At 68.2% G+C, this 10,151-nt stretch carries 16 protein-coding genes; 7 read left to right on the top strand and 9 right to left on the bottom strand.

The features are described from left to right. The first annotated feature begins 127 nt into the window (after positions 1-127). Positions 128-361, top strand: a complete 234-nt coding sequence (locus AC14A7_RS00305; RefSeq protein WP_484005850.1) for a hypothetical protein — start codon at positions 128-130, stop codon at positions 359-361. A gap of 102 nt (positions 362-463) precedes the next feature. Beyond that, complete coding sequence (locus AC14A7_RS00300; RefSeq protein WP_484005848.1) at positions 464-745, top strand: Fe-S cluster assembly protein HesB; 282 nt, start codon at positions 464-466, stop codon at positions 743-745. 50 nt (positions 746-795) lie between these two features. On the opposite strand, the gene AC14A7_RS00295 is transcribed toward AC14A7_RS00300, so the two are convergent. Next, positions 796-1,632: an alanyl-tRNA editing protein gene (locus AC14A7_RS00295; protein ID WP_484005846.1), complete on the bottom strand. Its 837-nt coding sequence runs from the start codon at positions 1,630-1,632 to the stop codon at positions 796-798. A 9-nt stretch (positions 1,633-1,641) separates the two neighbouring features. Further along, on the bottom strand, positions 1,642-1,884 hold the full coding sequence (locus tag AC14A7_RS00290) for a putative antibiotic biosynthesis monooxygenase (RefSeq protein ID WP_484005844.1): 243 nt from the start codon (positions 1,882-1,884) through the stop codon (positions 1,642-1,644). 87 nt (positions 1,885-1,971) lie between these two features. Here AC14A7_RS00290 and AC14A7_RS00285 point away from each other — a divergent pair, with 87 nt between their 5' ends. Further along, positions 1,972-2,556, top strand: coding sequence for a TetR/AcrR family transcriptional regulator (locus AC14A7_RS00285; RefSeq protein ID WP_484005843.1), 585 nt, complete (start codon positions 1,972-1,974; stop codon positions 2,554-2,556). Here AC14A7_RS00285 and AC14A7_RS00280 read toward each other — a convergent pair. Genes AC14A7_RS00280 through AC14A7_RS00270 form a run of 3 tightly spaced genes read right to left on the bottom strand, consistent with a single transcriptional unit; the run spans position 2,553 to position 4,297 of the window. Beyond that, positions 2,553-3,170, bottom strand: a complete 618-nt coding sequence (locus AC14A7_RS00280; protein WP_484005842.1) for a DUF2510 domain-containing protein — start codon at positions 3,168-3,170, stop codon at positions 2,553-2,555. The genes AC14A7_RS00285 and AC14A7_RS00280 overlap by 4 nt on opposite strands. Beyond that, positions 3,157-3,777 (bottom strand): LON peptidase substrate-binding domain-containing protein, encoded by a 621-nt coding sequence (locus AC14A7_RS00275; RefSeq protein WP_484005841.1) that lies wholly within the window; start codon positions 3,775-3,777, stop codon positions 3,157-3,159. The genes AC14A7_RS00280 and AC14A7_RS00275 overlap by 14 nt, the downstream gene beginning before the upstream one ends. A 58-nt stretch (positions 3,778-3,835) precedes the next feature. Continuing rightward, positions 3,836-4,297, bottom strand: a complete 462-nt coding sequence (locus AC14A7_RS00270) for a hypothetical protein (RefSeq protein ID WP_484005839.1) — start codon at positions 4,295-4,297, stop codon at positions 3,836-3,838. Positions 4,298-4,342: 45 nt separating this feature from the next. On the opposite strand from AC14A7_RS00270, the gene AC14A7_RS00265 reads away from it, so the two are divergent. Together AC14A7_RS00265 and AC14A7_RS00260 are read left to right on the top strand one after the other, a co-directional pair. Further along, positions 4,343-4,912 (top strand): carboxymuconolactone decarboxylase family protein, encoded by a 570-nt coding sequence (locus AC14A7_RS00265; protein ID WP_484005838.1) that lies wholly within the window; start codon positions 4,343-4,345, stop codon positions 4,910-4,912. Continuing rightward, positions 4,912-5,841: a glycoside hydrolase family 88 protein gene (locus tag AC14A7_RS00260; protein WP_484005836.1), complete on the top strand. Its 930-nt coding sequence runs from the start codon at positions 4,912-4,914 to the stop codon at positions 5,839-5,841. The genes AC14A7_RS00265 and AC14A7_RS00260 overlap by 1 nt, the downstream gene beginning before the upstream one ends. Here AC14A7_RS00260 and AC14A7_RS00255 read toward each other — a convergent pair. The 4 genes from AC14A7_RS00255 to AC14A7_RS00240 are packed head-to-tail and all read right to left on the bottom strand — an operon-like array spanning position 5,813 to position 8,989. Further along, a complete protein-coding gene (locus tag AC14A7_RS00255) occupies positions 5,813-6,244 on the bottom strand; it encodes a DoxX family protein (RefSeq protein ID WP_484005835.1) in 432 nt (143 codons plus the stop codon). The genes AC14A7_RS00260 and AC14A7_RS00255 overlap by 29 nt on opposite strands. A gap of 9 nt (positions 6,245-6,253) precedes the next feature. Next, positions 6,254-7,828, bottom strand: a complete 1,575-nt coding sequence (locus AC14A7_RS00250; RefSeq protein WP_484005834.1) for an ABC-F family ATP-binding cassette domain-containing protein — start codon at positions 7,826-7,828, stop codon at positions 6,254-6,256. Between the two features lie 9 nt (positions 7,829-7,837). Further along, complete coding sequence (locus AC14A7_RS00245; RefSeq protein ID WP_484005833.1) at positions 7,838-8,509, bottom strand: SDR family NAD(P)-dependent oxidoreductase; 672 nt, start codon at positions 8,507-8,509, stop codon at positions 7,838-7,840. A gap of 48 nt (positions 8,510-8,557) precedes the next feature. Next, the gene (locus tag AC14A7_RS00240) at positions 8,558-8,989 is read right to left on the bottom strand and encodes a DUF1761 domain-containing protein (protein ID WP_484005832.1); all 432 of its coding nucleotides are present in this window, start codon (positions 8,987-8,989) and stop codon (positions 8,558-8,560) included. A gap of 37 nt (positions 8,990-9,026) precedes the next feature. Between AC14A7_RS00240 and AC14A7_RS00235 the strand changes: the two genes are divergently transcribed. After that, complete coding sequence (locus tag AC14A7_RS00235; RefSeq protein WP_484005831.1) at positions 9,027-9,374, top strand: LysR family transcriptional regulator; 348 nt, start codon at positions 9,027-9,029, stop codon at positions 9,372-9,374. A gap of 52 nt (positions 9,375-9,426) precedes the next feature. After that, on the top strand, positions 9,427-10,151 hold a 725-nt coding region (locus AC14A7_RS00230; RefSeq protein ID WP_484005830.1), incomplete at its 3' end, for a hypothetical protein.

Genomic DNA, 10,151 nt, shown 5'->3' with positions numbered 1-10,151 from the left:
CCGGCGGGACTCACCACGGGGAACCGGGCGGAGAAGTTCGCGGCGGTCGCCCAGCTGAGGTCGGCCATGCAGCCGTCGCCGAGGTAGTCCTGGAGGTCGACCGAGTTGGCGAGCTCAGCGTCGGGCCGTGCCACAGGGCGTCGCCGTCGTGGCACCGACGACGAGCCCTGCCGTGTCGGTGCCGCTCGGCTGGACCCTCTCGTCGTTCGCCCGCACTCGGCTCCGCATCGAGGCGGAGACCCAGGCGGAGTGCGGCAAGTCGCTGCCCGACCCCGCGTACACCTGCGTGCTGCGCGGCTCCTACGGCGAGCTCGGCGACGTGCTCGACCTGTTCGAAGGCGACAAGCCCGACCGCCCGTGAGCCTCCGTGTTGGCTGGGCACTGCTGCACAGTCCCCTCCATTTGCACCCACTCGTGGATCGACTGCGGCAACGTTGCTGACCCGTCAACCGAAAGGATCACGATGCTCACCCTCACCGATACCGCCAGCACCGCAGTGAAGACCATCGCAGAACGCGCCCTCGGCGCCGACGCCACGGGAGGGCTGCGCATCAGCTCGACCGATGAGAACGGCTACGCGGTCGCCATCGCGACAGCTCCCGAAGCCACCGATGTCGTCGTGGAGAACCACGACGCGAAGGTGTTCCTTGAGAAGCAGGCCTCTGACGCCCTCACCGACAAAGTGCTCGATGCCCAGGTCGAGTCCGACGGCTCGGTGAGCTTCGCCATCGCGAACCGCGTCTAGTTACCTCCCAGGTCAGGGCCGTCACCGTCGGGGTGGCGGCCCTGGTTCGCTCACGCGCGGCGTGTGGTCATGACGAGGGCGATCGCGCCGTCGGCCTCGGTGCGGTCGAGTTCGATGCGGCCCCCGAGACCCCGCACGGTATCGAGATGCGTGCCGCCGCACGGGATGCGGTACTCGCCGCACACCCAGTACCGCCGGTCGTCGAGGCGCGGGCCGTCAGCCTCGATGCCAACGGAGGCACCGCTCGACACGAGCTCCGTCAGGTGCTCGTTCGCGTGGCCCTCAACGAGCGGGATGTCGTCGAGGGCGGCCGGGTCGAAGCCCTTCTTGCGCAGCGACTTGCCGACCCGGTAGACGTCGCGCGATCCGTTCTCGAGGATCGTGGAGCTCTCGATAGCCAGCGCGTCGAAGTTCGGGTGCCCAGCGGCGTCGAGCGCGACCTCCTTCGACCACGCCCCGGCGAGCGTCTCGTTGAGCGCAAGGGAGGCGAGGTGGCACAGGGTGTGGCCAGTCGAGAGGGCGCGGCGGTAGTCGGCGTCGACCACGACATCCACCGACTCGCCCTCGGCAGCCGAGAACGACGCGACGACGTGAACGACCACAGACGCCCAGCCCTCGGTTCCCTTGCGAACGGGTGCGTCCCGGCCGAGGTAGAGCGCTGAGCCGTCGGTGGCCCCGACCACGCAGTCGTCGACGGCAATGCCGTCGATCGTGCCGCGGTCTGCTCCCTGGTCTGGCCAGGTGTGGTCGACCGGGTGGAACGCCGTCTCATCGAGGATGACCGCGGTGCGCCCATCGGGAAGCGCTTCGACATGCAGCACTCGCCCCCGCGACGTCACGGCCCCGCTGGGGTAGGTGACGATCGTGGAGGCGAGTGGAAGGGTCATACTCCTACGCTACGCGCGGCGCCCGGTGACGGCTCGCACGTAGAGCCGGAGCAGGCGCGGCATGATGACGTAGACCGCGAGCGGAACGATGAACAGGGTCATCACGAACGCTCGGAGCACGGGGTGCCAGTCGATGCTCACCGGTGCGATGAGCACCATGCCGAGGGCGACGAGAGGGAAGATCGCGATCCAGGTGAGCACGGCGCGAACGTGGATTGATGGGATGACCGGAGCGGTCTGCGTGGTTGTCATTGTTTTCTCCAACTGGTTAGTTGGCAATACCGTACGCCCCTTCGGTCAAATCTGCAACTATCCAGTTGGAATTGCTAGACTCGCCTCATGGCCTGGGACACGGAGCGCACGAAGCAGCTACTGCTCGACGCCGCCACGGCCGAGTTCAGCAGCTACGGGCTCGCCGGCGCACGGGTCGACCGTATTGCCGCGGCCGCCGGGGTCAACAAGGAGCGCATCTACCAGTACTTCGGCAAGAAAGACGAGCTGTTCGGCATCGTGCTCGCGCGCCAGCTGGCCGCCGTGATGGACGCGGTTCCCATCACCGGAGTCGGGGTCGAGGCTGTTGTCGACTATGCCGGGCGGGTGTTCGACTACCACTCGCGGCATCCAGAGCTCGCCCGCCTCGTCTTCTGGGAGGGGCTGGAGCGCACGGAGCCGACCGCTCTCGAGACCCGCACCGCCGGCGCCAACAACAAGGTCGAGCGGCTGCGCGCGGCGATGCCGACGCTCAGTGACGCCGACGCGCGCGAGCTGCTCGCCACCATCCTCACGCTCTGCGACGGCTGGCAGGTGCTGCGTGCGATGGACCGCGTCTACACCGGAACCATCGAGCGGGATGCCGCCCGCAACGACGCGAGAAAGGCATCGGTGCTGCTGGCGATCGACGCAATCGCCCGCGCCATGGTCTAGCCCTCGAGAAGCTCCACCAGCTCGCGAACGCCGTCGGACACCGCTCGGATCTCCACCAGCGCCGCGCGCTGCTGCTTCTGCGATTCGCCGATTGTGGCCGCCAGGTCTTGCAGCGCGTCGTCGAGGCCGTCGAGGCCGTCGTCCCACTCGGCAGCGAGGAACGTCGGTGCGCTCGCACCGCGCAGCTGCTCGAGGTTGAACCGCAGCTCTGTGGCGTTGCTCAGCAGTCGCCAGTAGCCCTTCTCGTCGACGACCGACTCGAAGTCGTCGAGGTCTTTGTCGAAGTCGTCGAGGTCACGCGTGGCACTTTCGACGAAATCGGAGTAGTCGCCCGGTGGAATACTCTGCACCGTTGGCGACGCAGAGGGAGACGGCTCTGCCTGCTCGAGGAGCACCTCTGCTGGCTTCGCGAGCGCGAACACGACTGCGGCGATGGCTACCAGCACAGCCACGACGGCGATCGCCCACGGCACGCGGGAGGCTCGCGGCGTCGGCACCTCCCCCGCCGGCACCGTTCGGTCGGTCCACGCAGAGCCGTCCCAGTACCGCTTGATGCCGAGCAGCGTCGCATCGTCGTACCACCCGGGCGGCGCTGTCGGGTCAGGGCTGCTCATGCGCCAAGTGTACGAGCGTCTCGGCGACGGCGAGCGTGAGCTCTATCGTCGTCTCGAGCAGCTCGCGGGCGCTCGTGCACTGCAGCAGGGTCAGCTGGTCGAGCTGCTCTAGTGGGGCCACCGCCGCCAGCTGCCAGCAGGCGGCGATCGGCAGCTCGGCGAACTCGACGGTCGACGCCCACTGCTGGTCGTCGAACTCGCTCGCGAGCGCGAGAGTGCTGCGCACCAGCCGCTCTGCCCGGTCGCGCAGCGGCTGCAGCTCGTCATCCCACTCGAGCTCGTCGAGCAGGCGCACCTCGGCGCGGGGGTATGGGTCGTCGGGTTGCCATTCGACGATCTCGAAGCGCTGGGCGCCCTCGGTGACGAGGGCGATGAAGCCATCGGCCGCCTCGATCTCGGTGATCTGCGCCATCGTGCCGACACCGAAGGTCGATCCGCCACCGCCAGACTCCTGACCGCGCTCGATGAGGGCGACGCCGAAGGCGCTCGGCTCGTGCTCGAGGATGCGCGAGAGCATCACAAGGTAGCGCTCCTCGAAGACCCGCAGCGGCAGCGGCATGTACGGAAACAGCACGGTTCCGAGCGGGAACATCGCGATCTCGGTCATGCGGTCATCCTCTCCGGCCTATCTGATAGTTCGGAGTGGATGAGGAGGTCGATTGGAGTCAGCTCGATGAGGCGATGCTGAGAGCGACGGCGAAGTACAGCACAGCCGACAGGCCAGGGGCCATCACGGCAGCGACGAGGCCGACGACCCCGAAGGCGCGGCGGCCGCCAGAGGCGATCGTGATGATGCTGAGAACGATGATCCCGATTCCCGCGACGGCACCGAGCAGCCCATGGAGGATGGCCAGCGTTGCCAGCAGCGCCTCCCTCGGGTCAGAGGACGACGTGGTGAGGTTGAGGTTGGCCCCCTGCGGTCCGATGTAGGCGTACGGCGCGGCCGCAATCCCCATCAGCACCGACGCGAGCAGCGAGACCGCCAGTAGCCCGAGCCCGCCGATGATCGCGACTCTGCCGATGCGCGGCGGCACGGGGGCCTTCTGCCCCGACGGCTGGTACGGGTTCGCATCGTGCGGTGGCGTCTGCTCGGCAGTCTCGGCCGAAGCCGTCTCGGGTGTGGTCATGAGCACACCGTAGCGAATCGCCAACGCCGAATGGGAGCATGAGTCATGTCGATCATCGAGACCCCGACCCCAGAGACCGTCACCGGCCTCGCCGTAGAGATCTACGCCGACGACCTGGAGCACATGGGCTATGTGCCGGAGCACACGCGGGTCATGGCAGTGAACCCCGAGGCCTACCTCGCGTGGGAGCAGCTCATCGGAGCGATCGCCGGCGGCATGGACAAGCGCCGCTACGAGCTCATCACCCTCGCTGCCGCCCGCGGGGTGCGCTCTGAGCACTGCCTGCTCGCCCACGGAAACAAGACGCTGCGCTACATCGAGGAGCAGGAGCTGCACCGCATCGCGCGCGACTACCGCACCGCGGGCATCTCCGACGCGGAGGTGGCGATGATGGCCTTCGCAGAGAAGGTGTCGACCGACTCGTCTGCAATGACGGATGCCGACAGCCAGACCCTGCGCGACGCCGGCTACTCCGACCGCGAGATCGTCGACATCGCCCTCGCCGCCGCCGCGCGCAACTACTTCAGCCGCGCCATCCAGGCTCTTGCGGTCGCGGTCGACGTTCCGCCGGCGCTGCCGTCGTCGCTGAAGACCGCGCTGCTCGAAGGGCTCTGATGCAGCTCGACCCGCAGCAGCGCCGCGTGCTCGATGCCCTTCTCGCGATGCAGCGACAATCGTGGGAGCAGGGGGTGCTCGGCCACGCGCTGCTCGACCTCGAGCAGTGGGAGCTCGCCGAGGTCGTCGCGCGCGACTCCGTCGTGCGGCAGAACCCGCAGGGCAAGCTCGCCGAGGTCGACAACGCCGGCACCGTCAACTCCGGGTCGGTCGGCGAGGTGGTGGCGTGGGCATCCATCCGCGACGAGTCGCTGCGACCGGCGGTCGGCCGCCAGCTCGGCTGGCTGCTGCAGGGCGCGCCGCGCGCGGCAGACGGCACCCTGTTCCACCTCGAGGGCAGCCGCGAGGTGTGGGTCGACTCCGTCTACATGGTGCTGCCGCTGCTTGTGCTTGCGAATGAGGAGGAGGCCGCGCTCGCGCAGTTCCGCGGCCACCGGGAACGGCTGTTCGACGTCGGGGCGGGGCTGTGGGGCTCGAGGTATGACGACGACGCGGGCCGCGTCATCCAGCCGGCGCACTGGGGCACCGGCAACGGCTGGGTCGTCGCGGGTATCGCCCGGTCGATGCACCTCGGCCTTCGCAGCACAGAGCTCGCCGACCACGCACAGCTCGTGCTCGACTCGCTGCTCGCACGTCGGCGCCCCGACGGCTCGTTCACGAACATCGTGGATGACGCCACGACCTTCGAAGACAACACCACCGGCATGATGGCCGCCTACGCCCTCGCCACGGGAGTCGCCGACGGATGGCTGCCCGCCTCCTACGCGGATGCCGCGCACTCCCTCGTCGCCCACGCCCGCACCCTCGTCGACGAGCACGGCCTCGTGCAGCGCGTGTGCGGTGCACCGCACTTCGATCGCCAGGGCACCTCGGCCGAGGCGCAGGCGTTCTTCCTGCTGGCTACCGCCGCCGCTTCACGTATCGACTAATCTCGCGCCGGTCGCGCCACGCGCCCGTCGACCACAGCGCCCAGAGCACGAGCACGGGCTGGAACAGCAGCCGGATGCCGCGGGCGCGGTCGTCATTGAGCCCGAACGCGTCGGTATGGGTGACGAACTGCGAGATGTTGCCGGGGAAGATCGCGACGAAGAACGCGGCGACGAGCAGCCCGACCGGCACCCGGTGCTTCGGCAGCACGACGAGGGCAGCCCCGAGTGAGAGCTCGGCGATGCCGGAGCCGAGAACGACGAGGTCTTTGTCGATGGGCAGCCACTCGGGAACCTGCGCCTGAAACTCGCGTCGCGCGACGGTGAGGTGGGTGGTTCCGGCGAACAGCAGGGCGGCACCGAGGGCGATGCGGCCGATGGTGCGGGGAAGCGAGGTCGATGCCATCTGCTGAGGCTACGCCGCCGAGACGGTGATCTCCCCGGAGCCGAACTCAAGGCGCCGCGTCGCGATCTTGTCGGTGAAGAAGCGGTCGTGGCTGACGACGATGATCGCGCCGGGAAAGTGCAGGAGGGCGCGCTCCATGACCTGGGTGCTCGCCAGGTCGAGGTGGTTGGTGGGCTCGTCGAGCACGAGAACGGACGCGCCAGAGAGCAGGCACTGCGCCATCGCGACGCGTGCCTTCTGGCCGCCGGAGAGATCGCCGATGCGCTTCTTCACATCCGCCTCGGAGAACTGGAACATCGAGAGGAACCGGGCGACCGACTTGCGAGTCGCCGTGAGGGCGAGGCTGTCGGGCATCGCGTTGACCGCGTGGGTGACGGTGTCGCTGAGGTCGAGGGCCTCGAGCACCTGGTTGTACGAGACGATCTTGGCGCCGGATGCCCAGTCGATGCGCCCGTGGTCGGCTTTCTCCTCGCCGAGCAGCACGCGCAGCAGGGTGCTCTTGCCGCTGCCGTTGGCTCCGAGCACGACGATGCGGTTGCCGCGCCGCACCTCGAGGGTGACGTCGTCGAACAGGGTGCGGTCACCGTACGACTTGGCGATTCCCTCGATGCGGCAGAGCACATCCTTCACATGGAGCCCGCGGTAGATCTCGGTGATGATCTCGTCGACGGGCCGCGGGGCGCGCGACTTCTTGATCGCCGACAGCTGCTTGCCCAGCCCCTTGCTCGCGTTCTTCGCGGCCTCCCGCCGGTCGGCGATGCCCTCCGCCTCGAAGGCCAGCAGCTCTGACTCGTGCTGGAACTGCGCCTCGAGCGTCTTCAGCCGAAACTGCTTCTGGATGACGTACTCGCCGAAATCGCCCGGGTACTCGTGCAGGTGGTAGTTCTCGAGCTCGATGATGCGGGTCACGACCCCGTCGAGGAAGCGCCGGTCGTGCGAGACGATGATCGCCGCGCCGCGGAAAGTCTTGAACCACGATTCGAGCCACTCGACACCGGCGACGTCGAGGTAGTTGGTCGGCTCGTCGAGCAGCAGCACGTCGGGGTCTTCGAGCAGGATCTTCGCGAGCGCCGCCCGGTTGCGCCAGCCGCCCGACAGGTCGTCGATCGGGCAGGTGCGGTGCGCCTCGGTGAACCCGAGGGTGGTCAGCGCCGTGTCGATCTTGCGCTCGTAGTCCCAGCCGTCAAGCCGCTCCATCTCCTCGAACAGCTCGGACTGGCGATGGATGAGCGTGTCGAGATCCGCCGACGGATCGGCGGCAATCGCGGCGTCGATCGCGGCCAGCTCGTCGGTCACCGCGTGGATGGGAGCGAACAGCCCGTCGAGCACCTCGAGGACGGTCTGCTCGCCGTCGAGCTCGGAGAACTGGGAGAAGTAGCCGAATCGGGTGCCCGGTTCGATCGTGACGGTGCCAGAGTCGGGCTGCACCTGCTCGAGCGCGAGCTTGAGCAGTGTCGACTTGCCAGAGCCGTTGCGGCCGATGAGGCCGACCCGCTCCTGTGCCTCGAGCCGGAAGAACGCCTCCCGCAGCACCGGCGTCTTCTCGAAGGAGACATGGACGTCGTTCAGGCGGATGAGACTCACCCGGCAAGGCTAGTCGGCTGCAGCAGGCGTGAACGCCGAGCTCGGCAGGTCGCGCTCCCCGTCGACGATGCCGCGCACGATGCGCTCTGCCACGGCGTCGGGGTCGAGTGCTGGCCCGAAGGGCGGCGCGGAGCCGGCGATCGGGTGTGCAGAGAGCTGGGTCGCGGTGTGGCCCGGTCTGGCATCCATGATGCGGATGCCGGCACGCCGGTACTCGCGGGCCGCGGCAACCACGAACGAGGCGAGCGCCGCCTTCGACGCGGAGTAGGCGGCGAGCCCGGCCACGGGTGCCTCGGCCACGACCCCAGAGAGTGTCACGATAAAGGGCTCGTGCCCGCGCAGCGCCGACGCCGCGAGGTATGGCTGCGCCGCGGTGATGAGCGCGATCGCGCCGAGGGTGTTGACCATGAAGAGCTCGTCGACCGTGCGCGGCTCGAGGTCGGCCGCCGCGCCGAAGGCGACGACACCGGTGGCGATGACCACCCCGTCGAGGCGCCCCTGGTGCTTGACCGCCGCATCGAGCGCAGCGTCGATGGCGGCGGGCGATCGAAGGTCGGCCCCCTGTGAGCGGGAGACGCGCACGACCGTCGCGCCGGCGTCCTCGAGCAGGGTGGCGATGCGCGAGCCGAGGCCGCCGGTGGCACCGGCAACGAGGACGACTGCTCCCTCAAGCGTGGTCATACTCTGAGCCTACGTCCCCCAAAGGCGGGGTGACGCTATCGCGACCGGCTAGCCGAATATGCCGATGACCAGGCCAGCGAGGGTGAGGGCAACGATGTCGCCGCCGACCTCGATGATCCAGACGCGAATGCCCTGGCCGGAGAACAGGCGATGCGACAGCGAGCTGGCCGCGGTGATGCCGATGCCAACGAGGAGGCCGGCGATCGCTCCCCCGAGGGGTCCGACGGGACCGGTCGCCTCCTCGACGAAGTAGATGATGCTGGCGAGAGCGACGACCTGCACGAGTGCGCCGAGCGCGGTGAGGCCGAAGACGAAGGCCATGCCGTGGCGGCCGATGCCCTCGCCCCGCCGAATCTCGATGCCCATGAGGCGTGCCCACGGAGGGAAGAAGGCCTTCGGGCTGAACCACACGGCACCGACGGCGAAGAAGACGACAAAGCCGATCGCAATGGCGATCCAGTTGAGCTCAGTGAGGAACATGCTCAGATGCTAGCGCGGTGCCCGTACGCTCAACAGGGTGGACCACACCTCCCTTCGCCAGTTCGTCGCCGTCGCGCAGACGCTGCACTACGCCCACGCGGCGCGGGATCTCGGGCTGCCCCGGGCAACCGTGGTCGCCACCATCCGCTCGCTCGAGGCCGAGCTCGGCTACGAGCTGTTCGACCTCTCTGCCACGACAACGGTGCTGACGCCAGAGGGAGAGGCGCTGCTCGTGAGCGCGCGCGAGCAGCTCGGCAAGTCGGCTCGTGCGGCAACAGCGTCGGCTGCGGCGCCCGGCGGCAAGGCGAAGGCGTCGAAGGGCAAGGGGCGCGCGCCGGCGGTGAAGGGCGAGCGGCCGAAGGGCAAGAAGCGGCAGTCCCGATAGGTCGCCATCCATCGATAGGCTCGTGGCATTGTCCTAGCTGGGAGGAACCTGTATGGCTGAGAAGAAGAAGGTCGTTCGCGTCGAGTCGACGACCGCAGAGGGCGAGTCGACCTCGACCTGGAAGCCCACCGCAGAAGCGAAGAGCTCTGCCACCGGAAAGCGCGTTCTCGCGGTCATCCTCTGGGTGCTCGCCATCGGCGGCGAGGCATTCGCGGTCTTCTGGGTGCTGCGTCGCCCGGCAGAGAACGGCGCCTTCCCGACCTGGGCCTGGATCCTGCTGCTCGGCCTTCTCGTCGCCATCGGCCTCCTGACCTTCTTCGGCGGTCAGCTGGGGAAGCAGGCCAACCGCCTCGACCCCGCGTCAAAGGCAGACAAGACCCGCTTCTTCATCCAGAACCAGCTGGGCGCGATCATCACGATCATCGCCTTCGTTCCCCTCATCGTGCTGATCTTCCTCAACAAGGACATGGACGGCAAGCAGAAGGGCATCGCCGGCGCGGTCGGCATCGTGCTGCTGCTCGTCGTCGGGTACACGAGCACGTCGCTCAGCTCGCCGTCGGTGGAGCAGTACGACACCGAGACGACGACCGTCACCGAGATCACCGGGCAGAACCTCGTGTTCTGGACGAAGTCGGGCGAGGTATTCCACCTCTGCAACGACGCCTCGGCCGTCAACCTCGAGTCGAAGGACAACACGATCTACTCGGGAACCGTCGCGGATGCCCACGCGGCCGGCAAGGACCGCCTCACCCTCCAGGTCGACCAGGAGATCGAGCA

The sequence above is a fragment of the Conyzicola sp. genome (genome assembly GCF_057073975.1).
Note: the sequence above shows the minus strand (reverse complement) of the source record. Positions and strands in the feature narration are given on the sequence as shown.